Source organism: Mesorhizobium sp. C399B (genome assembly GCF_030323185.1).
In the GTDB taxonomy this organism is placed as follows: Bacteria; Pseudomonadota; Alphaproteobacteria; order Rhizobiales; family Rhizobiaceae; genus Mesorhizobium.
The window spans coordinates 6,129,245-6,151,827 of the sequence record NZ_CP100472.1; the positions used below are offsets into that span (position 1 = coordinate 6,129,245).

20 protein-coding genes and 2 pseudogenes are annotated in these 22,583 nt (G+C 63.1%); 7 read left to right on the forward strand and 15 right to left on the reverse strand.

What is annotated here, in order from left to right; translation table 11 throughout:
* Positions 1 to 35: 35 nt before the first annotated feature.
* The 4 genes from NLY36_RS29255 (at position 36) to NLY36_RS29270 (ending at position 5,284) form a co-directional block, all read left to right on the forward strand.
* Positions 36 to 1,808, forward strand: a complete 1,773-nt coding sequence (locus NLY36_RS29255; protein ID WP_023672897.1) for a glucan ABC transporter ATP-binding protein/ permease — start codon at positions 36 to 38, stop codon at positions 1,806 to 1,808.
* 172 nt (positions 1,809 to 1,980) lie between these two features.
* A complete protein-coding gene (locus NLY36_RS29260; protein ID WP_023698030.1) occupies positions 1,981 to 2,733 on the forward strand; it encodes a heme ABC transporter permease in 753 nt (250 codons plus the stop codon).
* A gap of 201 nt (positions 2,734 to 2,934) precedes the next feature.
* A complete protein-coding gene (locus NLY36_RS29265) occupies positions 2,935 to 3,618 on the forward strand; it encodes an outer membrane protein (RefSeq protein WP_023698031.1) in 684 nt (227 codons plus the stop codon).
* A gap of 34 nt (positions 3,619 to 3,652) precedes the next feature.
* Complete coding sequence (locus NLY36_RS29270; protein WP_023698032.1) at positions 3,653 to 5,284, forward strand: tetratricopeptide repeat-containing sulfotransferase family protein; 1,632 nt, start codon at positions 3,653 to 3,655, stop codon at positions 5,282 to 5,284.
* Positions 5,285 to 5,331: 47 nt separating this feature from the next.
* Here the strand turns inward: NLY36_RS29270 and NLY36_RS29275 are convergent, their stop codons facing one another.
* The 3 genes and pseudogenes from NLY36_RS29275 to NLY36_RS29285 form a co-directional block, all read right to left on the reverse strand.
* Positions 5,332 to 5,628, reverse strand: a complete 297-nt coding sequence (locus NLY36_RS29275) for an addiction module antidote protein (protein ID WP_023672893.1) — start codon at positions 5,626 to 5,628, stop codon at positions 5,332 to 5,334.
* A pseudogene (locus NLY36_RS29280) lies at positions 5,621 to 5,925 on the reverse strand (type II toxin-antitoxin system RelE/ParE family toxin). Before NLY36_RS29280 ends, NLY36_RS29275 begins: the two are co-directional and overlap by 8 nt.
* A gap of 68 nt (positions 5,926 to 5,993) precedes the next feature.
* Entirely contained in the window at positions 5,994 to 7,052 is a 1,059-nt protein-coding gene (locus tag NLY36_RS29285; RefSeq protein ID WP_023736407.1) for a D-TA family PLP-dependent enzyme, read from the reverse strand.
* A gap of 150 nt (positions 7,053 to 7,202) precedes the next feature.
* On the opposite strand from NLY36_RS29285, the gene NLY36_RS29290 reads away from it, so the two are divergent.
* Complete coding sequence (locus tag NLY36_RS29290) at positions 7,203 to 7,889, forward strand: D-lyxose/D-mannose family sugar isomerase (protein WP_023698033.1); 687 nt, start codon at positions 7,203 to 7,205, stop codon at positions 7,887 to 7,889.
* A gap of 241 nt (positions 7,890 to 8,130) precedes the next feature.
* Here NLY36_RS29290 and NLY36_RS29295 read toward each other — a convergent pair whose 3' ends face one another.
* From NLY36_RS29295 to NLY36_RS29320, 6 genes are read right to left on the reverse strand one after another with little or no spacing between them, the layout of a single operon-like run.
* Complete coding sequence (locus tag NLY36_RS29295) at positions 8,131 to 8,997, reverse strand: RDD family protein (protein WP_023698034.1); 867 nt, start codon at positions 8,995 to 8,997, stop codon at positions 8,131 to 8,133.
* A complete protein-coding gene (locus NLY36_RS29300) occupies positions 8,984 to 10,003 on the reverse strand; it encodes a stage II sporulation protein M (RefSeq protein WP_023698035.1) in 1,020 nt (339 codons plus the stop codon). The genes NLY36_RS29295 and NLY36_RS29300 overlap by 14 nt, the downstream gene beginning before the upstream one ends.
* Positions 10,000 to 11,310, reverse strand: coding sequence for a DUF58 domain-containing protein (locus NLY36_RS29305; protein ID WP_023711604.1), 1,311 nt, complete (start codon positions 11,308 to 11,310; stop codon positions 10,000 to 10,002). The genes NLY36_RS29300 and NLY36_RS29305 overlap by 4 nt, the downstream gene beginning before the upstream one ends.
* A complete protein-coding gene (locus tag NLY36_RS29310) occupies positions 11,307 to 12,263 on the reverse strand; it encodes an AAA family ATPase (protein WP_023698037.1) in 957 nt (318 codons plus the stop codon). The genes NLY36_RS29305 and NLY36_RS29310 overlap by 4 nt, the downstream gene beginning before the upstream one ends.
* A complete protein-coding gene (locus tag NLY36_RS29315) occupies positions 12,250 to 13,458 on the reverse strand; it encodes a hypothetical protein (RefSeq protein ID WP_023736408.1) in 1,209 nt (402 codons plus the stop codon). The genes NLY36_RS29310 and NLY36_RS29315 overlap by 14 nt, the downstream gene beginning before the upstream one ends.
* Entirely contained in the window at positions 13,455 to 14,087 is a 633-nt protein-coding gene (locus tag NLY36_RS29320; RefSeq protein ID WP_023682900.1) for a DUF4129 domain-containing protein, read from the reverse strand. Before NLY36_RS29320 ends, NLY36_RS29315 begins: the two co-directional genes overlap by 4 nt.
* 150 nt (positions 14,088 to 14,237) lie before the next feature.
* On the opposite strand from NLY36_RS29320, the gene NLY36_RS29325 reads away from it, so the two are divergent.
* Positions 14,238 to 15,020, forward strand: coding sequence for a hypothetical protein (locus tag NLY36_RS29325; RefSeq protein ID WP_023698038.1), 783 nt, complete (start codon positions 14,238 to 14,240; stop codon positions 15,018 to 15,020).
* A 60-nt stretch (positions 15,021 to 15,080) separates the two neighbouring features.
* The gene (locus tag NLY36_RS29330) at positions 15,081 to 15,959 is read left to right on the forward strand and encodes a hypothetical protein (protein ID WP_023698039.1); all 879 of its coding nucleotides are present in this window, start codon (positions 15,081 to 15,083) and stop codon (positions 15,957 to 15,959) included.
* 67 nt (positions 15,960 to 16,026) lie between these two features.
* On the opposite strand, the pseudogene NLY36_RS29335 reads toward NLY36_RS29330, so the two are convergent.
* The 6 genes and pseudogenes from NLY36_RS29335 to NLY36_RS29360 all read right to left on the reverse strand — a co-directional run.
* Positions 16,027 to 16,260 (reverse strand): annotated as a pseudogene (locus NLY36_RS29335) (hypothetical protein); the annotation flags it as partial.
* A gap of 66 nt (positions 16,261 to 16,326) precedes the next feature.
* Complete coding sequence (locus NLY36_RS29340; protein ID WP_023698040.1) at positions 16,327 to 16,731, reverse strand: hypothetical protein; 405 nt, start codon at positions 16,729 to 16,731, stop codon at positions 16,327 to 16,329.
* 173 nt (positions 16,732 to 16,904) lie between these two features.
* Positions 16,905 to 18,545 carry an ABC transporter substrate-binding protein gene (locus tag NLY36_RS29345; RefSeq protein ID WP_023736409.1) on the reverse strand — a complete coding sequence of 547 codons (1,641 nt, stop codon included), beginning with the start codon at positions 18,543 to 18,545 and terminating at the stop codon, positions 16,905 to 16,907.
* A 417-nt stretch (positions 18,546 to 18,962) separates the two neighbouring features.
* The gene (locus NLY36_RS29350) at positions 18,963 to 19,949 is read right to left on the reverse strand and encodes an alpha/beta hydrolase (protein ID WP_031201599.1); all 987 of its coding nucleotides are present in this window, start codon (positions 19,947 to 19,949) and stop codon (positions 18,963 to 18,965) included.
* 3 nt (positions 19,950 to 19,952) lie between these two features.
* Complete coding sequence (locus NLY36_RS29355) at positions 19,953 to 20,630, reverse strand: isochorismatase family protein (RefSeq protein ID WP_023736411.1); 678 nt, start codon at positions 20,628 to 20,630, stop codon at positions 19,953 to 19,955.
* A gap of 337 nt (positions 20,631 to 20,967) precedes the next feature.
* Complete coding sequence (locus tag NLY36_RS29360; protein WP_023736413.1) at positions 20,968 to 22,272, reverse strand: M24 family metallopeptidase; 1,305 nt, start codon at positions 22,270 to 22,272, stop codon at positions 20,968 to 20,970.
* Positions 22,273 to 22,583: the final 311 nt, after the last annotated feature.

Below are 22,583 nucleotides of genomic sequence, written 5' to 3' on the forward strand. Positions count from 1 at the left end.
CGGTGCACAATAACGTTTTGGGCGGAGTAGCTGAAGTGTCACTTCTGCAAATCTACTGGAGAGCGCTGGGTTATCTCGCAGCCGACAGGAAGCGCGTTGCGTTTATCTGCGGTGCGAATGTCGCGCTCGCCATTATCGCCATCCTCGAGCCGATCATGTTCGGCCGGGTGATCGACGCCATCTCCGATAAGGGTTCGGTGTTTTCGACGCTGGCGCTGTGGGCCGGTCTCGGCGCCTTTAACATCGTCGCCTTCGTGCTGGTGGCGCGCGGCGCCGACCGTTTTGCACACAAGCGGCGCAGCGAGGTGCTTTGCCAGTCGTTCGAGCGCGTGATCACCATGCCGCTCGCCTGGCACCACCAGCGCGGCACGTCCAACGCGCTGCACACGCTGCTGCGCGCCGTCGAGACGCTGTTCAGCCTGTGGCTTGAATTCATGCGCCAGCATCTGTCGACGGCGGTTGCGCTGGCTCTGCTGATCCCGACCGCGATAAGCATGGATTTGCGCATGTCGCTGGTGCTAATGGCGCTGGGCGTTCTCTATGTCGGCATCGGCCGGCTTGTGATGAAGCGCACCAAGGCAGGCCAGGCCGCCGTCGAGCGCCACTATCATCAGGTGTTCGCGCATGTGACCGATTCGGTCAGCAACGTCGCCGTGCTGCAGAGCTACAATCGTCTCGGCCACGAGGCCGATACGCTGCGCCGCTATGTCAAGAACCTGCTCGACGCGCAGAACCCGGTGCTCGACTGGTGGGCAATGGCCAATGCGCTGCACCGCCTGTCGTCGACCATTTCGATGATGGTCGTGCTTTTGATTGGCGCCTATCTGGTCACCCATGGCCAGCTCAAGATCGGCGACGTCATCGCCTTCACCGGCTTTGCCACGCTGCTGATTGCCCGCCTCGACCAGATGTCGGCTTTCGCCAACCAGATTTCGGAAGCCCGCGCCAAGCTCGAGGACTTCTATCACCTCGAGGATTCGGCCGCCGACTCCGCCGAGCCGGACGGCTTGCGCGACCTCACCAACGTCACCGGCCATGTCCGCTTCGAGAATGTCGGCTTCGAGTTTGCCAATTCGAGGCAGGGCGTCGACGACGTCTCCTTCGAGGTCCAGGCCGGGCAGACGGTTGCCATCGTCGGCCCGACCGGCGCCGGCAAGACGACGCTGATCAACCTCTTGCAGCGCGTCTTCTCGCCGTCTCATGGCCGTATCCTGATCGACGGCATCGACACCCGCACGGTGACCCGCAAGTCGCTGCGTCATTCGATCGCCACCGTCTTCCAGGATGCCGGCCTGCTCAACCGCTCGATCGAGGACAACATCCGCGTCGGTCGTGCCGAGGCGACTTATGACGAGGTTCACGCCGCCGCCAATGCGGCTGCCGCGCAGGATTTCATCCTTGCCAAGAGCGCCGGCTATGACACCGTCGTTGGCGAGCGCGGCGGCCAGCTTTCAGGCGGCGAGCGTCAGCGCATCGCCATTGCCCGCGCCGTGCTCAAGGACGCACCGATCCTGGTGCTCGACGAGGCAACGAGCGCGCTCGATGTCGAGACCGAGGACCGCGTCAAGGAAGCCATCGACGAACTGAGGCGCAACCGCACCACCTTCATCATCGCCCACCGCCTGACCACCGTCCGCGACGCCGACCTGGTCGTGTTCATGGACAAGGGCAAGGTGGTCGAGATGGGCGGCTTCGCCGAACTGTCGCTGCGCAATGGCCGTTTCGCCAGCCTGCTACGCGCCGGCGGCCTGCTCAACGACGAGGAAGTCCGCCGCCTCAGCCGCACCGTGAATATCGAAGCGGCGTAAGCTTTTTTACCTCCCCCTTGTGGGGAGGTCGGACCCGTAGGGTCCGGGTGGGGGTAGTGCCCCACCACCCCACCCCGCTGCTTCGCAGCGACCCTCCCCACGAGGGGAGGGTAAATAAGACTGCGACACTCCCTCGATTGCCCCGAACGCGCCGCCGGTCTATCTAGGCCTTATGAGCGACACCTCCTCACGCCTCGCCGGCTGGACCGACCTCGCCAACCCGACGCGCTTTGTCGGGCTGGCCGACAGGCTGGTGCCGTGGCTGGCGTCGATCGCCGCGATCCTGCTCGCCATCGGTCTCTATATGAGCTTTGCCGCGCCTGAGGATTTCCAGCAGGGCATCACGGTGCGCATCATGTACATCCACGTGCCTTTCGCCTGGCTCGCCATGATGTGCTACACGGTGATGGCGGTCGCCGCGCTCGGTACGCTGGTCTGGCGCCATCCGCTGGCCGACGTCGCGCTGAAATCTGCAGCCCCGATCGGCGCCACCTTCACCGCGCTTGCGCTGGTCACCGGCTCGATCTGGGGCAAGCCGATGTGGGGCACCTGGTGGGTGTGGGATGCCCGCCTGACCTCAGTCTTCATCCTCTTCCTGATGTATCTCGGCATCATCGCGCTGACGCGCGCGCTGGATGACGCCAGCCGTGCCGCCTGGGCCGCCGCCATCATCACGCTGGTCGGCTTCATCAACATCCCGATCATCAAATTCTCGGTCGACTGGTGGAACACGCTGCACCAGCCGGCCTCGGTGTTCCGGCTCGGCGGACCGACGATCGATCCCAGCCTGCTATGGCCGCTGCTGGTGACGGCGCTCGGCTTCACCGTGCTGTTCTTCGCGCTGCACCTGACGGCGATGCGCACCGAGATCCGCCGCCGGCGGGTGATCTCCATGCGCAGGGTGGCGGCAAGGCAGGCCGACTAGCGCGATTTCAAACGGAAGGGACAGCCATGCGCCTGCCGCCAGAAACATTAGCATGTGCTGCTATGTTGCGGTGCGGCAACAAGAATTCTCAAAAGATCGTTCCCGACCTCGCTTTGCTCCTTGATCTCGTTTGCGTTCTTGACAGATCGGCCGCCAAGCAAGAGTGATATTAGTCACTAGTTGTTGCGAGGGGATTCGACGATGAAACTGTGCCTGCTGGCTGGCGTTTCGACATTTGCATTGGCGCTTGGCTGGAGTTCGGCCTACGCCGCAGACGCGCTTGTCGACGTGCCGAGGGCGGAGGATCTCTGGTACGTCACGCTCTTCGGCGGCGCCAGCTTTGCCAACAATGTGAAGACGGACTACGATAGTGGTCGGTATTCCGTGGATCTTGACAGTGGGTTCGTGATCGGCGGCGCTGTCGGTCGGCGGATCAACGACACGTTCCGCGTGGAAGGCGAACTGTCCTACGCGCGCTACAAGGCAAGCGAGTACAGCTTCAGCTTCCCTCCTGCCGACCAAGGTTCCGGCCCAGCTTCCGGCAATCTGTCGGCCGCCTATCTTCTCGCCAACGTCTGGGCCGATGTTGCGCATTTTGGTGATGCCAAACTCTATGTCGGCGGCGGTCTCGGCGCGGCCTATGTTACCGCCGATACTCACTTTGATGGCCACGCCTATGGATACGGGCCTGGCGGCTGGGGTTTCGCCGGCCAGGTGGGCGCCGGTGTTACCTACGCGGTAACGCAGAATGTCGACCTCGATTTCGGTTACCGCTTTAAGGCCGTGACAAGCGTGGATCTAGACGACAATGATGGCGGCGGCACATACGAGAACGCCAAATTGTACTCCCACAATCTCCAGCTTGGCGTTACCCTGAAGTTCTGATTGGTTCGTCGCGGCCGCGACCGGGATTTGACGGATGCCGCTCTTGCCACGCCGGCAACCCCTGGGCCTGCCGGCAATGATCCCAGCCTCGCTGCCGACCGCCGGTGAGCCGGCGGAAAAGACATTGCAGCGCGGCATCGACCTGCAACGGCGCAAGCGTTTTCGCGAGGCCGAGTTCTGCTACCAGACGGTGCTTCGCACGCAGCCCAAAAATGCCATGGCGCTGAACCTGATGGGCACGCTCGCCATCGAGGCCGAGCATCATGACGCCGCCATTGCCTATATGGAAAGGGCGGTCAAGCTCGAACCGGACAACGCCATCTTCCGCAACAATCTCGGCAATACCTACAATGTCACCGGCAACGTCGACAAGGCGCGCAGACATCTGAGAAAGGCGATCGAGCTCGACGGAGGGCTCATCGAAGCGCTGTGCAATCTCGGCCGCTCCTACCGCAGCCAGCTCGAGGGCGACATTGCCGAAGGGTTCTATCGCCAGGCGCTGGCTATCGACGGCCAGTCGGTGATGGCACTTGCCGGTATGGGCGATTTGCTCACCGACATTGGCCGGCCGGCCGAGGCGGTCGAATGCTTCAGCAAGGCCCTTGCCATCGACCCGGGCCATGTCGAGGCGCTGGCTGGAATGGCGCTTGCGCGCCGGGCGGTCAAGGACGATCCGACGTTGCCTTTGGTGCTGAAACGCCTGGAATTGCCGACAACCACCGATCGCGAGCGGGTAGTGCTGCACCACGCCGCCGGCAAGATGCTCAATGATCAGCGCGATTATGGCCCGGCCATCCGCCATTTCGCGAGGGCCAAGGCGATTTCCGGCAATGACTTCGACATCGACCGGCACACCCAGCTTTACGACAGCTTCATCGACACCTTCGACGCCGGCTTCTTCGAGGCGCGAGCCAATTTGGGAAATCCATCCAGACGCCCGGTCTTCATCGTCGGCATGCCACGGTCGGGAACGACGCTGACCGAGCAGATATGCGCCAGCCATCGCGATATCCATGGCGCCGGCGAGTTGTCGACCATTCGTTCACTTGCCGGCGAACTTGGGTTCGACAAGCTCGACCCAGCCATTTTCACCGAGGCCATGGCGGCGCTCACTGCGGCCAAGGCCAAGGAGCTTGGATCGAAATATCTCGACGCTCTCAACAGACGCAACAGCAAGGCGCGGCTTGTCGTCGACAAGATGCCGCATAATTTCGAGCTGCTGGCCTTCATCAGCCTGATCTTGCCGAATGCCCGCATCATCCATTGCCGGCGTGACCCGATGGACAATTGCGCGTCCTGTTTCATGCATAACTTTTCCGAGGCGCACGGCTATAATGCCGATCTGACCAAGCTTGGGCAGTATTACCGGCAGTATGACCGCCTGATGCGCCATTGGACCAAGGTCATCCCGCTGAATATCCACGACATGCCCTACGAAGAAACGGTCGCCGATTTTGAAAATCGCGCCCGTGGATTGATCGGATTCCTCGGCATCGAGTGGGACGATGCCTGCTTGCGTTTCAACGAAACCGACCGCACCGTGCGGACGCCGAGCCGCTGGCAGGTGCGCCAGCCGATCTATTCATCCTCGGTCGAGCGCTGGAAGCTGTATGGCGACGCGCTGGATCCGCTGAAGGCGGCGCTGGGTCCGGTTTATCAGTCCTGATTTCAGTTGGCCCGAACAACCTCGCGCTCGACGCGCGCTGGCGTAGATTAGACCTGAGTTGCATCGTGCTTTGGGGCCAAATGAAAGCCGAATGCTTTCATGACCGCCAGTGTGGTTTCCAGCGTAGGATTACCGTTTTCGCTGAGCGAGGTATAAAGATGCTCGCGAGCCAAGCCGGTCTTTCTGGCAATGTTGCTCATCCCCTTGGCGCGGGCAACGACACCGAGGGCGGACGCGACGAATTTGGCGTCTCCGGTTTCCATTGCCTCTGCCAGAAACGCCTCGATTGCCGTATCGGAATCGAGCATTTCGGCGGGATCGAAATCATAGATTTTTTCAACCATTGTCGTCACTCCATTCTACGGCCAGGCGCTTTGCTGTCCGTATGTCGGTTTCTTGTGAACTTTTATCCCCGCCGCACAGGAGCAGGATGACCGTTTCACCGCGCTTGTGAAATAAACGCGATAGCCGGGCCCATAGTGAATGCGCAATTCACTGATGCCTTCACCCACTGGGGCCACGTCGCCGGGATTTCCTACAATCAAACGTTGCAGCCGAACGGCAATTGCCGCCTTGGCTCTTCCGTCTTTCAGCTTTTGGTGCCACCTCCGAAAGGTGGCTGTCTGCTTCAGGATTGCCATGGGGACTAGTAAGTTATAAATTACAATTCGTCAATGCCGAAATAGGGCGAGCCTCCAAAACGAAAGCCTCACCCCATCCGTCCACGCGCTTCCACCTTCAGCGTTTCCAGCACCTTGTCGCCCTCGATCAGATGCACCTGGTCGAACAGGTTGGTCACCACGCAGCAATGATCCGGAACCAAGCGCACGCGCTCGCCAATGCGAAGCTTCGCGCCATTTTCAAGCGTGACCGTGCCATGTTCCTCGCTCAAGCTGGTGACGCGGGCTCCGGGCATGCCGAGCAGCTCGCCAAAATCGGCGAGCCCCAGCGTGTCGCTGGACAGCGCCTTGCTGCCGCTGTCGAGGATGGCGCGGGCCGGCGTCGGATGGCTGACCACGGTGGCGAGCACCGTCAGCGCACAATCGTCGAGCGTGCCGACGCCTTTGGCGACCTGATACCGGTCGAGGTAGATGTAGGTGCCGGGGCGGTATTCGGTCACCACGCTGTCCTCGCCCGAGCGCCACATGTCAGGCGTGCCGCCGCTGGAGATGCGATCGCAGGCGAGACCCGAGGCCGCGAGCGTTTGTTTGGCGCCGGCCAGCCAGGATTCAGCCTCGGCGGCGCGGCCGGCCGCGGGGTAGGTCATCAGCCCGCCGAAAGTGAGCCCCTTGGCTTGGTCGATCAACTTCGCCAGTGCCAGCGCCTCGGCGGCGCTTTGCACACCACAACGGCCCATGCCGGTGTCGCATTCGACCAGGACGGGCAGGGTGTGCCCTGCATCGGTGAAGGTGGCGGCGAGCCCCTCCAGCGTTTCGAGGCTGTCGGCCGTCACTGACAGTGTCACGCGGCCATGCAGCGCCTTGAGGCGCTCCAGCTTGGCGCGGCCAAGGATGTTGTAGGGCAGGAAAATATCGGTCAGCCCGGCATCGGCCATCACTTCGGCCTCGCCGATCTTCTGGCAGGTGATGCCGACCGCGCCGGCCGCCACCTGCTTCTTCGCCCAATAAGGCAGTTTGTGCGTCTTGATGTGCGGCCTGAGTTTCAGCCCATGGCGGTCGGCATGCGCCTGCGCTCGTGTGATGTTGGCTTCGGCGCGGGCCGCCTCGATGAGGATCGCCGGCGTGTCGAGGTCGTCTATGCCTTGCATGAATGTCACCCTGGGAAATCTGGCTGGACTTATGGCCCCGATCCGCATGGATGTCATGGGGCCAGCATGCGGTTTGCGTCGACACCGCAGCGCTGTTCGGCTATGCGCTTCAGATAACTCCAGGGAACGCGACGCGAAGGGATCACGATCATGAAACGCTCCACCGTCAACGACATCATCCGCGATGCAGACGCCTTCATCCGCTCGTTCGGCTACATCATGCCGCCCTTCGCCTACTGGAGCCCGGAAGAGATGAAGGCGCGCAAGGCCGACTCCGCCGCCATTTTCACCTCGCGGCTCGGTTGGGACATCACCGATTACGGCCAGGAAAAATTCGACGAACTCGGCCTGTTCCTGTTCACCGTTCGCAACGGCGTCTATGCCGACATGAAGAAGGGCATGGGCATGCTTTATGCCGAGAAGATCATGATCTCGCGCAAGGATCAGCTGTCGCCGATGCACCGCCACAACATCAAGGCCGAGGACATCATCAACCGCGGCGGCGGTAAGCTCGTGCTGGAACTGTTCATGCACGATCGCGACGGCGGCATCGATCCGAAGGCCGAAGTGACGGTGCCGGTCGACGGCACCATCCACAGGCTGCCGGCAGGCGGGCTCCTGAAGCTCGACCCGGGCCAGAGCGTGACGCTGCTGCCCGGCGTCTGGCACGCCTTCTGGGCCGAGGGCAAGGATGTGCTGATCGGCGAGGTCTCGACCGTCAATGACGACGTTACCGACAACGTCTTCCGCGAACCGATCGGCCGCTTCTCCAACATCGACGAGGACGTCGCCCCGTTGCACCTGCTGGTGTCCGACTACGAGAAGTGGGTGGGGTAGGCGAGAGGCACTCCATATCCATCGGCTGGTGCTGCCCCTCATCTGCCTGCCGGCATCTTCTCCCCGTATAGTGACGGGGAGAAGGGGCTGACCGCAAACCTCGGCGTCCATTCTGCCGAGCTGGCAAAATCCTCGGCAACAGCCTCTTTCTCCCCGTCACTACGGGGCGAAATGCCCGGCAGGGCAATGAGGGGCGGCGCCGACGGTTGGACTCACCCATCGCAGCAGTGGGCCCCTCTTTCTACCGCTGGTACTTATCCGCCTTGCGCGTCCCCAGCAAAAGCTTGCGCTCAAGCTGTGCCCGCAGCTCGCCATAATAGGCGGTGAGGAAGGCCCTGGAATCGACCGGCTCGATTGTCATGCCGATCTTGCGCCCGATCGTTTCGGCCACGGCTTTCAGCGCGAAATAGTCGTCGCGGCGCAGCACCTCTTCCAGCTTGTGCAGTTCGGCGATGCCATAGGCATCGAGCTGCGCCTGGGTGAAGCGGAAGGCGCGGGTGGTGGTATCCTGGCGTTGCGACAGGTCTTCGACCAGCGCCAGCTTGGGCGCCTCCACCACCCAGGTTCCGGCCAGCAGGTCGCCGATGCGCATGCGGTCGCGGTTGAACAGCGGGAAGAGCGCAAACAGCAGCGTCCACACCAGCCCGAAGATCGTCGACAGCGTGTCGGCGAGCCCCATCTGGCTGCGGCCTAGGATGATCGACAGCGGCAGGAAGATCTCGATCTCGCGCATCAGGTTGCGGGCGATGACCTGATCCACCGACAGGCCGGCGCCGCTGCGCGAAGCCACCCGGATGCCGAGCATCCGTTTGCCGGGCGTGGCGGCGCGGCGGCCGGCCTCGAAGACGATGAAATAGGCGTTGCGCAGGAAGAAGATCAGGATGATCCAGACGATGAACAGCGGCTGCGCGCCTTCGCCTTTGAGGCCGGCCAGCCCGAACAGTGCAACGATCGAGATCACGATCGCCGTGACGATGATGATGACAAAGTCGAGCAAGAAGGCGGCGGCGCGAGTGCCGGCATCGGCGAGCTTGATCCGGAGATCGACCCCTTCCGGCGTGATCAGCGGCCGTATCGTCGAGACGGCAGCACGCCTAGCGGTCGCCATGCCGCACCACCCTGAACACATAGAAATAACAGAGCCACAGCGTCAGCATGCCGCCGCCAATGGCGTAGCGTGTCACGTCGCTGGTGATCACCTGCCTGCCGATGCCTTCGAGCAGGCCGGCAAACAAAAGCATGATCGTCACCCCGACCATGGTGGTTGCGGCCACGCGCCCGGCATCGGCTGCCGCCGTCATCCGCGTCAGTTCGCCGGGGAAGGCGATGCGCGTGCCGATGCGCATGCCGGCGGCGCCCGCCAAGGCGATCGCGAACATCTCGGTGGTGCCGTGGATGGACAGCCAGCCGCCCAGCTCCAGCCCGAGCCCCTTGGCGATGTAGATCTGGAACATCGCGCCAAGCAGGCAGCCATTCATCAGGATCAGGAGCACGCTCGGCACCGCGAAAGCAAAGCCGAGCGCGAAGGCAAGGATCGCCACCTGGACATTGTGCGTGAACAGATAGGCGGCGAAGCCCGACAGGAAATTGCTGTCGGCGCCGTCATAAAGCACCTGTCGCAGGACTTCGACTGAGGCATCCGGGTTGCGCCCGCCGGCCAGGCTCGGCGGAATGATGGCGTCGAACCAGCCCTTGTCTTTGGCCACCAGCCAGTAGCCGGCGCCGGCGCCGACAAAGGTCAGGACGACCGACAGCAAGGTCTCGCGCCACAAATCGCGAATGGCATGCGGCCAGTCATGCAGAAAGAAATCGCCGATGCGCTGCCGCAAGCCGCGACGCGCGCCATAGAGGTAGAAGTAGCCGCGCAGGCACAGCGCTTCGAGATAGCTGACCAGCGCATTGTCGAGCGACGTCGCCCGCGCCACCGAAAGCGAGGACAGCGCCGAGCGGTAGAGCAGCGGCAGCGACAAAAGCTCGTCTTCCGACAGCGTGCGCGGCGCACGTTTCTCGACCCGGGCAAGCAGCGCCTCGAACGCCTTCCAGTCGGCCTCGCGCTCCGAACGGAAGCTCGCCAGCGACTGGCGCACCGCATCCTTGCCGACCAGCGCGTTCACAACAGATCCTCCCGCTTTAGCTCGAGATAGCGCTCGACCAGCGCCGGTCCGAGCCTCTGATGGTCGGCTTCGATGACATGCGCGCCGAGCAGCCTGAGCCTGCCGATGACGACCTGCCTTTCGCGCAGCAGCCCGCCGGCAACGACCGAGCGCGCCACATCCTCCGGTGCGTCCGGCGGCATGTCGGCCAGTGTCTCCAGTTCGACATCCTTCATCATCATGAACAGCACCAGATGCCGTTCGGTGAGCCGACCGACGGTGCGCAGCATCAGTTCGGCGCTGATCGGATCGACGAAGTCGGTGAAGATGATCACCAGCGAACGCCGGTCGAGCTTTGCTGCAAGGGTCGTCAGCGCCAGGGTGAAATTGGTCTCTTCGGTGGAATAGTCGATCTCCGCCGCCCGCTTCTGGATCATGGCGAAGCTGGCGGAGCCGCGCACGGCGCCGCTGGAGACGCGCGGCCGCGCATCGAAGCCGAACAGGGAGACCATGTCGCCGCCCTTCAGCGCAATGAACGCCGACAGCAAGGCGGCGGTGACCGCGCGGTCGACCTTCGGCACGCCGTCGACGGGCTCGCACATCAGCCGGCCGCTATCGATGGCTAGCACGATGTTGTTGTTCTCCTCGATACGGAATTCGCGCGCCAGAAGCCTGCCGTGGCGGGCGCTGCGCTTCCAGTCGATCATGCGCCGGCCCATGCCGGGCTGGTAGTCCTTGAGCGCCTCGAATTCGCGGCCCTGGCCGGCGCGGCGCTGCGCATGTCCGTCGGGCAGCGCCTGGCGCTGCAGAAGCGTGATCGCCTCGTCGCGGGCGCTGCTGACGTTGGGCAGCACCGCCACCTTGCCGTCCATCGGCAGAACCACCTGGTTCCAGACCAGCCCGAACGGCCCGCGCCAGCGCACCCACAGGCGATCGAACCTGGCAATGCCGCGCCGCAGCGCCTGAAATCTGAGATCGAGCGATGCGCTGCCGGCCTCGGCGGTCGATGCGCCGCCGGTGCCGCCCAGCGGTTGCAGCCGCTCGTCATGGCCAAGACGCGCCTGCACGGCGCGCGGCCGTCCGCCGAGCCTGGCGGTGACATTGACGGTGAGCTGGCCGCCGACGCTGACCTGCGGCGGGGCGTGGATGCTGGCGTTCAGAGAAGCCCGTCCGCGCCCGGCGGCCGCGTCCACGGCCAGGAAAGCAAGCAGCGCGCAGATCCACAACAGGCCGAGATACCACAGCGACGGCAGCGCGAGCGCGATCAGGAAGGCCGGTATTGCACCGGCCGCACCTGCCCAGACTGCCCGGCCGCTCGGATAAATCAACGTGGCGCTTCCGTCTGGTCTACAAGGTCGGTCACGATCTGTTCGACCAGGCGGCCGTCGATCTGCGCCGCCGGCGACAGGATAACGCGATGGCGCAGCGCCGGCACGGCAAGCGCCTTGACGTCGTCGGGGATGACATAGGCGCGCCCGTCGAGCGCTGCCCGGGCGCGTGCGGCTCTCGCCAGCATGGCGCCCGCACGCGGGCTGGCGCCGACTTCCAGATCGGGGCTTTCGCGCGTAGCCCGCACCAGCCTTGCGATATAGTCCACGACGTCGTCGACCAGCGTGACCCCGCCGACGGTCGCCAGCGCCTTTTCCAGCGTCTTGCGGTCGGCCTGGGCGGTGATGCCGTACTGCTTGATGTCGTGCGAGGCGGTGCCGCCGCCATGGTGGATGATGATCGCCTTTTCCTCTTCCGCGCCGGGGTAGCTCACCCGGTGCTTGAACAGGAAACGGTCGAGCTGCGCCTCGGGCAGAGGATAGACGCCCTGATGTTCGATAGGGTTCTGCGTCGCCACCACCATGAAGTTCGGGCCGAGCGCATGAGTGGTGCCGTCGAAGGTGACGGCATGCTCCTGCATCGCCTCCAAAAGGGCAGCCTGGGTCTTGGGCGGCGTGCGGTTGATCTCGTCGGCGAGCAAAAGGTCGCAGAAGATCGGGCCGCGCGTCAGCGTGAATTGCCCGGTCTGGAAATTGTAGATGTTGGAACCGACGATATCGCCGGGCATCAGGTCGGGTGTGAACTGGATGCGGCCATAGGCGACGCCCAGCGCCTGGGCAAAGCAGCGCGCCGTCATCGTCTTGGCCGTGCCCGGCGGTCCTTCGAGCAATATATGCCCGCCGGCGAACAATGCCGTGAGCATCAGATCGACCGTATCGTGTTGCCCGGTGATGGCCTTGGCCACCTCTTCCCTGATCTGTGTCGCCAGGGCCTTCACATCATCGACGTTCACCGAGCCTCCTTGCCGTCCAGTCGTGCAGCTTTTCGGCTGCATCATGCATTTGTGTCAGGGTCTTTGCCGCGTTCGCAGCTTGCAGGCGGGTCGTGAAACCGCCGGCTTCGTCCTTGTCGCGGGAATCGAGCCAGCGGTCGAGCGCTTCGCCCTGCAAACCGTGCGGCGCGCCGAGCAGCGCGCCGGCGCGCACGCGTGCCAGTGCTCCATAGCGGTCGCCCAGTTCCTCCAGCCGGCCGGCGCGGCGCAACAGCATCGCCGTGGTGTCGACCAGCGCGCGTTTGCCGAAGGCGATGGCGCGCTGATCGGCCCGTGGCGGCCCGAACCGGCCAAGACCATGCAGGAAGGCAAGTGCCGCGGCCGCCAGGATGGTCAGCGTCAGCGCCAGGAAAGGCGGTTCGACCAGAAGCTTGGCGAGGTCGTATTTTCGCCCCGCGCCATGCAGCGTCAGGTCGAACATGACGGCACGCTCTTCGGGCTGCAGGAGCTCGATCAGCTTGAGCGCCGCCGCCGCCTTGTCGGGATCTTTCAAGCCAGCGTTATTGATGAGATCGGGGTCCGTCAGAATGTAGAACCGCTCGTCTTCGATCTCGGTCAGCACGGCCTTGCCGTTGCCGGCGGCAATCAGCGGGTGTTCGTCGGCCACCCATTGCAACTGGCCGGGAACGCTGACCATTTGCCCTGAGACGTCGAGTTGCTTGACCGTGGTCTCACCTTCGCCGAGCTTGGCCTTGGCGATGCGGCCGAGCCAGTCGTTGACCACCACATCCGGCAGCCGCTGGATCTTCATCTCCCAGCCTTCGTGCAAGGCCAGCGGCAAGGTCGCCCATTTGGGCAGCACGAACAGCGTATCCAGGCCCTTGCGAAGCTTGATGATGTTGGCAAGCGCATCCGGGTCGCTGTCGGGCGAAATGGTGACGATCAGGAGGTTCGTGTCGATCTGAAGATCGCTGTCGGACCGCGCCATGTCGGGCGCTTCGCCGGTCAGCTCCAGCCATTCCGCCAAGCCGGCATAGCCGATGCCGCTCTTCGACAGCGGGGTTGCGCCACCGACGCTCGGCTGGCGAAAGTCGGGCGCATAGGTGGACAACAGGAAGAAGCCTGCGGCCGCGAGCAGGCTGGCGAAAATGCCCCAGAACAGCGTCCTGCGGCTGAACGGCTCCTGCTGGGCGATGTCGGCTGTCGCGTCACTCACGTCCAGGCATCCCTGAAGACGAATCGCTCATAGGCGCTGCGCGCCTCCTGCCAGCCCTCGGGCCCGACCGGCCGGCGCGCGAACAACGCCGCCTCGACGATGCGCGCGATCTGGGTAAAGGCGCCACGCGCCCGCGTTGGCAGCGACGCCGCTCCCGCGATATCGCGCGCGGTCAGCGACGGGCGCAGGAAGTCGGGCAGGCGGCCGGCAATGTCGGCAACGCTGCGGCGCAGCAGGAGATGCACCGCCTCGTCATACTCGCCCCGGGCGGCCAGCGCATCGGCTTCCGACAACAGGATCTGCGCGGCGCCAACGTCGGGGTGCCATATCGCTTCCGCCTCGGTCACGCTCTTTTTGCGCCACCAGGGCAGGCGCCAGGCGACGCCTTTCACTTCAAGGACAATCAGCAGCAGAATGATCGCGGCACCTGTGATCACCGCGCCCCAGAACAGGTAGATCATGTACGGGCCGAGCGATTTCAGGAACTCGCCCAGCGGTCTCAGCCACTCGGGTGTCTCGGGTGGTCTGTAGGCCGGCAGGTCGAACTGGATCGAATCGTCCGACAGCAACTGCTTGTGCAGTTTGGCCAGCCATTCGGCTTGCGCAGCGTCCGGCTGTGCAGCAGTCACCTTCTCGCCCCCCTGCAACCTGCGGTTCGCGAGCCGACACTGGCAATGCAGCGCAACATTTGCAAGTGGGCTAGACGAGTGTCGTTAATCTTGGCAAATTTACTGCTGCAATCGTCGGCCAATATTCAGCGACGAAAAGGGGGGTACTTCATGACTTCGGCAACATTTGCGCGGCCTGAGAAATTTCAGATCGGCAGGGTCTTCAACAACACCTTCTCCGTCATCGGCCGCAACATCGGCCTGAGCGTCGGCTTGGCCTTTCTGCTTGCGGGACTGCCGACGATCATCATGCAGCTCTGGATCGATTCGCGCATGCAGGCGATCCTGCAGGTCGATCCGGGCGTGGCGGCTGATCCCCTTTTCGCCTTTCGCAATTCCTGGGTCTCGATCGTCGCCGTTTTCATAAGTTCCATTTGCGCCCTGTTGCTGCAGTCGGCGCTGGTGCGTGCCGCCATCGAGGATCTGAACGGCAAGCGCCCATCCTTCGGCGACAGTATTCAGACCGCTATTCGCTTTTTGCTGCCGACCCTCGGGATCGGCATACTGGTTGGCCTGGGGTCGGGACTGGCCTTCCTCGCCTTGGCAGTGCCTGGCATCATCCTGTGGCTCGGCTGGTCTGTCTCAGTACCAGTTCTGATCCAGGAGCGGCTCGGCGTGTTCGGCTCCATGTCGCGCAGCCGCGCCCTGACCAAGGGCAGCCGCTGGTCGCTGTTCGGCCTGTTCTTGCTCCTCTTCATCATCGCCATGGTCATCCAGTCGATGGTTGGCGTGGTTGTCTACCTGTTTCACGGCATTGCCGCGACCATCGTGGCGGGGCTGGTGCAGAGCGTGATGTCGATGGTGCTGTCGGTCGCCGCCGCGGTCGGCTATGTCGAGCTGCGCCAGGTCAAGGAAGGCACCAGCGTCGACGAACTGGCCGAGATTTTCTCATAAGCAGACGGCTTTGCACTGCCTTGACCCGGTTGGATCAAGGAAGCGCGGGGAGGAGGCATCATGACGTCACTGACGCAGGAAAGACTGGAAAAATTTCGCATCGGCAGGGTTTTCAGCAACAGCTTCGCGGTCATTGGCCGCAATCTGGGTTTCCTTGCTGTGGTTGTCGGACTTTTCTCTACACTGCCCGCACTGCTGTACAATCTCTGGAACCTGTCCGGGGTCGCTACATTGGTGAACGTCGACAGCGCCGGGAACGCCGCCGCTTTCGAGACGTCGGCCATGGGAGACTACTCGGGCTTATCGATAGTCGCTTCCTTGATCATTTTCGTTCTGGCCTTGCTGGTGCAAGCGGCGCTTGTCAGGGCGGCAATCGAGGATTTGAACGGCAAGCGGCCGGTCATCGGCGACTGCATCCAGATAGCATTGCGCAGCTTCTTGCCCACGCTTGGCATAGGCATTCTGATCATTGTCACTCTGGTGGTGGCTGTTTTTGTGATGGTTTTCATCGCCTGGGTCATTCCCCCTATCGGGTGGCTGATCGGGCTTGCCCTGGCGTTTATCCCCGCTTTCATGTGGCTGATTTCCGTATCGGTTTCCGTGCCCATTGCGGTTCAGGAGCGGCTTGGCGTGTTCGGCTCGATATCGCGCAGCCGTGCCCTGACCAAAGGCAGCCGCTGGTCGATATTCTGGCTCCTGCTGATCATTGGCGTGGCGGCGATGCTCATCCAGGCGGTGTTCACTTTGTTTTTCGGACTGGCGGTCGCCACCACCGGCGGCATCACCGGCGTCGGTGTCCTGGTCGGAGCGCTCGGCAGCACTCTGGTGTCGACGATCTTTTCGACGATGCTGTCGGTGACCATTGCCGTCACCTATGTCGAGCTGCGCCAGGTCAAGGAAGGCACCAGCGTCGACGAACTCGCGGAGATTTTCTCGTAGAAGGCGAAAGCTGACTCGGCTGCTCGGACGGCGCGATCTCAGTGACAACAAGCGTGTTTCGCCTGCACGCTCGTCCGTGCTCCTTCCAGGTGAGGTTATAAAAAGGCCCGGCGGCATAGGCGATGCCCCAATGCACGAAGGCGCAATCAGGATCTGTCTCCAGCGCCTTCTCGAAGCACTTTATGCCTTCCTCATGGTTGAAGCCGTAGCACCAGTTCAGCCCGATATCGAACCAGCGCTGCGTCTCGGCCGAGGCGGTGGAGATTGGACGGCGATAGGTGCCGAGGTCGAAGTGGTCCATGCGTTCTCGTGCAAAATATCGCGGCCAAAGTGTATCAGGCCTTGAACTCAATCTTGGGGTGCTGACCTAGGTAAAGTGCGAAGCAATCTGTTCGACAGGGTCCTTGTCTGGGCGCACCAAAAGCCAGAAGATCAGCCCTGTAGCGCCACCGAGTATCCCTATGAAGGAGCATGCATAGAGAACTCCGCCGATTCCCAATGGAGGACTCCACTTAATGAGGCCGAAGACAAACGCTGGAACAAAAACTGCCAGAAAGCCAACGACGACGTATACCCAAAAAAACTGCCAGCGCCGTCGGGTGAGGACATAGAAGGCCGGAATTCCTACCACCGCCTCCACAACATAGAAAACAAGGGTTACGAAGATGAAGCCCGACAACGGCCCCGTCTCAGGGTGGTTCGCATGCCAATTGTAGCCGGGCAGGATCGCCGGAATAATGGGTGCAAGAATGAAAGCCCAACGGGCGCGCATGTGTATTCTCCGGAATGACGCGAGCCCACAGCGGCGCCTCGTCGACACACCAGACCGATCCACGATCGCCGCGTCAAGACAAACACCGTCGTAAATGCTCGGAGTGCGCTGCAGGTATTTACCTGAGCGACATACCGCTCAGGTGCCAGCCGGTATGCGGCGTCCCCGAACGATCACCCCTCCAGCCACACCTTCTCAAAATGCTGTTCCAGCGACTGGTGCTGTTCGCAGCCTTGCACGCCCTTGCGGTAGGTGCGGTAGACCGAGCGCCAGTAGGGCTGGATGATGATGCCGGCATCGCGCAGATTCTGTTCGATCTTGGCCATGATCTCCTTGCGCTGGGCAGCATCCGGCGTTGCCAGCGCCTTGTCGAGGAGTTCGTCGAACTCTTTGTTGGCGTAAGCGCTTTCGTTCCAGGCGGCGCCCGATTTATAGGCGAGCGCCAGCACCTGGACGCCGAGCGGGCGGCCCAGCCATTCGGTGGTGGAGAAGGGGTATTTGCTCCAGTCGTTCCAGAAGGTCGCCGCCGGCAGCACGGTGCGCTTGATCTTCAGGCCGGCCTCGCGCATCTGCGCGGCGATCGCATCGCCGGTGCTTTTTTGCCATTCGACGTCGACCGAGATGAGCTCGAATTCGTGGTCGGCCTTGCCGGCCTCGGCGAGCAGTTTCTTCGCCTGATCCATATCTCGCTTGGCCGGACCGATATCGGCGTACTCCGGATGCATCGGACCGACATGGTGGTTGTCGGCGGGCTTGCCGCGACCGCCGAGGCCCAGCGCCAGCACGGCGGAATTGTCGACGGCAAGCTGGGCGGCGCGGCGCACCTTGACGTCGTCATAGGGCGCGTTGCCGACATTGAAGCGGGCAACGATAGTCGAGCCGGTGGCGATCTCGGAATTCAACAAGCCCATTTGCTCGGTCTGCGACACGGCGTCGGACGCGGTCTCGTGGTCGGTTTCGATTTCGCCGGATTCGAACGCCGACAGCATGGCGTTGGGGTCGGAGCCGTAATCGACCCATTTGATGCCGTCGAGGTAGAAGTCGCCCTTCCACCAGGGCTTGTCCTTGCGCTTCACCTCCGCACTGGTCTCGGCATTCCAGCTGACCAGTTCGCAGGGGCCGGTGGTGATCGCCAGCGCCTTCATCGGGTCGTCGCCGCCCTCATAGGAGCGGTGCATGATCAGCGCGGGATAGTCGGCCATGCCGGCGATCAGCGAAATGTCGGGTTTCGGCAGATTGAGCTTTACGGTGAAGTCGTCGACCTTCTCGATGCCGCCATCGACCGGCTTCTTGGTGTCGGCATTGACCAGCGCGCCCATGCGTGCGGCGACCGAATTGCCGGCGACGGAAGCATCGCACCAGCGGCTGAGATTGTGGATGACGTCATCGGCGTTGAAGGCGTCGCCATTCGACCAGGCGATGCCCTTGCGCACATGAAGCGTCAGCGTCTTGGCGTCGTCGCTGGTTTCCCAGCTTTCGAGCAGCCACGGCTCGAAGGTGAAGTCGCGGTTCCAGCGCACCAAATATTCGTTGCAATGGCGCGCTACATTGGACATTTCGACGCCGTCGAAAGTACGTGGATCCTTGAAGCCCTTGACGTTCATGGCGACGCGCAAGGTGCCGCCGCGTTTCGGCTCTTCGGCCCGGGCAGGCGAAGGGGAAAGGCCGCCCAGCGCCAGCGCGCCGGCGGCACTGACGCCAAAGCCGGCCATGATGGCGAGATATTCGCGGCGGTTGACACCGCCCTTCCTGAAATCATCGGCAACGGGCTTCGCCTGCGGGTGCAAATTACGGTCGGTCAGCATGAATTTCATCGTCGTTCCCTTTTTTGTTGGGCGCCCCGACGGTCCGCTTCCGCTGGGGGCGGATGCGATCGCCGAGGCGCCGTTGCCTGAGCAGGTGATGATAAAGCGGGCCGACACCGGGAAATGTTCGCTTTTCCGCAATTCTTGTGCACTGCTCCGCAGTAGTAGATGGCCAATCTCCTCCCTTGTTGTGGGGGAGATGTCCGGCAGGACAGAGGGGGGCGCTGTCCCGCCATCCCGTCTGCCGACTGGAGTATCATCGCAGATAATCGTTGCGTTGATTTAGGATATTGAAGGGCCGCGATCCTTCGCGCCCCCCTCTGGCCTGCCGGCTTTCGTCGTTCGGAAAGCCAAGCAATTGGCTTTCCATCCGCTACGCGGACCACTCCTCAACCCCCATGAGGGGGAGATCAGCGCTTCGCCGCCTCAATATGGCCAGTCGTTCTTGCCGAGCACGGCGACGGCGGCGATGGCTGCAAGCGTGCACACGAACGCCTCGCCGGCGCGCTGAACACTTTTGCGGGCGCGCAGAAAACTGTGCACCAGCCGCGGCTCCTCATACCACCAGGCGCGGCCGCCGGCGGCAACGATGCGGTCGCGATAGGTCTCGCCGTCCGATGACAGCGGATCGCACTGGGCAGTGATGATGACAGTCGGCGGCAGGCCGGAGAAGTCGTTGTCTTTCAGCGGAGAAAAAGTCGGGTCGTCGGGCGACTGTGCCGGGGCAGCGCGAATGGTGCGGTAGAACGCGATGTCGCGCAGCGTCAGCAACGGTGCCTCGGCATGTTCGACATACGAGCCGGCACTCTCGTCGCCGCCGAGGCCGGGATAGATCAGCACCTGGCCGGCCGCCCGGCGCAGGTGGCGGCGAGACGCGTGCGCGACCGCGGCGGCAAGGTTGCCGCCGGCGCTTTCGCCGACGAGCACGATCGGCAGGTCCGTTGTCACCGCCGCCCATTCGAACACGGTCAGCGCGTCGTCGAAGGCGGCCGGGTGGGGATGTTCCGGCGCCAACCGGTAGTCGGCCGAGACAACGTCGAAACCGGTGCCGGCGCAGATCTCGGCGCAGATGTCGTCATGGCTGTCGAGCCCGCCAAGCACAAAGCCGCCGCCATGATAGTAGACGATGACGGCGCGCACGGGCTTGCCCGCCATCCGATAGTAGCGGATCGGGATGGCGTGCCCTGCATCTGCGGCGATGATGCCGCCGCTGGCCGAAACCCCTTTGGGATAACCCTGATGGAAGGCGCGGCACATCGCATCATAGACCGACCTTTGCTCGGCGATCGGAAGTTCGGCGATTTCTGGCGGGAACCAGTCATTGACCAGGTCGATATACTCCCACAGCGCCGGATCGAGCAGGGTGGCGTATTTCCCCCGCCTGGCGGTCTTGAGCTTGTGGACCGTGCCCATCTCTCAGAGCTCGCCGTAGAGCCGTTCGGCGTTTTCAAACGTGAAGCGCAGCGGTACCGAGCCTTCGACCTGCCATGCATCGATGGTGTCGCCCGCCATCAGCCGGCACGCGTCTATCGTGTTGGTGACGGCGCCGCCATAGAGCCGGTTGGCAAGGTTGAGGATGGCGGTCTGGTGCATGGCGGCACTGCCGCTGCCGCAGGCATCCTTGACCAGAAGCACGCGAAAGCCGGATGCCACCGCGTCCTTCACGGTGGCGTCGATGCAGGCCTCGGTCCAGACGCCGGCGACGATCAGCCATTCGATGCCGCGCGCCTTGAGTTCGGTTGCGGCAGGCCCGGCGCCGAAGGCGCTGGCCTGCGTCTTGACCAGCATCGTCTCGCCGGCCGCGGGCGCCACTTCCGGGCAGATTTCCGTCAGAGGATCGCTCTTGTCGGAAAAGGCGGACTTGCCGTCGGCGTCGAGCGGATGGAAGGGATGCGCCTTGGCGGCATCGACGATATAGGCCCAGTGGTAGAGCGGCACGAAGTTGCGCCGCGCCGCCGCCTGCAGGCGTTGGACGTTGGCCAGCACCTCGCCATAGCCTTCGACCAGATAGCGCTTGTCCTGCCGATGCTCTTCCTGGAGGTCGATGAACGCTGCGGCGACCGTGCCGCGTTTGATGGAGATGGGGCTTTTCATGCGGATAGGCCTTGGTTCGCGACCAACGCCATTCCGTTCAGCGAAGTCGCGCAAACAGTGGTGATTGGCCGGTGCCTCCCCACCTTCGTCATCCACGGGCGAAGCAGGAGCGAAGCTCCGTCGCGGAGACCCGAGGATCCATGCCGTGACGCTGGTCGGAGAGTGCGGCGGAGCAGAACTTGCACCGTTGCGGCGCGGATGAGTCCCGGCATGGATCCTAGGGTCTGCGCCGCGTCGCTGCGCTCCTTGCTTCGCCCTAGGATGACGAAGGCATAGCTGCCGCGACTATTCCCGAAGGTTTGCGATACCGCGCTGACGTTAGTGAGGGACGCTGCGATCAAAGCTGCTTCTCCAGAAACTCATCCTCGTAGGGAAAGCGCGACAGAAGCTCGGTGCCGGTGTCGGTTATCAGGATTTCGTCCTCCAGCTTGACGCCCTCGCGGCCGCCTTTCTCGCCGATATAGCTTTCCACGCTCACCACCATGCCGGGCACGACAACACCGTCGCGGCCGTAGGTTTCATAGTCCATGGCGTGCGCTATGAACGGCGTCTCGCCATGCATGCCGACGCCGTGCATCACTGAGGTATAGCGCTGGTCGACGAAACGGTCCGGGATTTTCCACGCCTTTTCGGCGATCTCGCGAAAAGCCATGCCCGGCCTGACGATCGAAATGTTGTGCTGAACCTGGTCGTGCGCCATGCGGTAGAGCGATTTCTGATAGCCGGTCGGCTTGCCCGGCCCGCAGCGGAAGGTGCGCGAAAAATCGGAATAATAGCCATAGCAGCCGATCGTATCGGTATCGAGCGCCAGAAGCTCGCCCGGCCGGATCTTGCGGCCGCTGGCCTCGTTGAACCACGGATTGGTGCGCTGTCCCGAGGTGAGGAGCCGCGTCTCGATGAACTCGCCGCCCTGGCGGATCACCTCGCCATACATGATGGCGAACAGCTCATTTTCGGAGACGCCGGGTTTTATCGCCTCGCGCACGGCGTAGACGGCGGCCTCCGCACCCGCCATCGACACCTGCAGGCATTTGACTTCCTCGGGCGTCTTGACCGCGCGCACCGCCAAAATCTCGCCCTGGCAATCCTTGACCTCGCAGCCGCGCTTTTCCAGTGCCAGCGCCTGCAAATGGCTGCAGCGGTCGAGCCCGAGCTTCATCGAGCCGCCGCCATGTTTCTTCAAAAGCTCGGCGATCTCGTCGGCGAAGGGGCCGGCGGTTTCGTCGTCGCGGCCCGACACCGAAGACCATACCAGCTTGGACGGGCGCGCCTCGTCGATCGTGTCGAGCACCATCGAGACATGGTAGCTCTGCGGGTATTCGAACAGCACGATCGGCCCGTCGGTGGGGATGAAGAAATACCGCGTCGAGTTGCGCAGGAAATAGCCGAACATGTTGCGCGAGCCGGTGGCATAGCGCTGGTTGTAGGGGTCGAACAAAACGACGCCCCCATAGCCCGCCTCGCGCATCCAGCCGCGCAGTTTCGCCAGCCGCCCTTTGCGCAAGGCGTCGGCATCGATGAAGGACGGCTCGGTGTCCGACAGCCACATGCCACCGGCCGAGTCAGCCGCAACCGGGTGGCGCATGCGGTCCTTGAAATCCACATCCTCGGTGCTGTCGGGGTCGAAAACGACGATGCTCATTGGGTGCGCCTCCTGAAGGGCTAGACCATAGCCATGCGCCGAAAAATGTCTGTGCGAGAATCCGCAGATGTCGTGCGAAATGCCGCAAGAAGGGCATGGATACAAAGGGCAATTCTTCGCGCCCCCCTCTGTCCTGCCGGACATCTCCCCCGCAAGGAGGGAGATTAGCAGCTTTCGCGTCCCGCTCGCCCTGCAACGTTGGTGATTGGCGAAAGCCGAGGCGACATCTGATCTCCCCCCGTGTGGGGGAGATGTCCGGCAGGACAGAGGGGGGCGCTGTCCCGCCAGCATCTCACCGCGTTAGCGCGCAG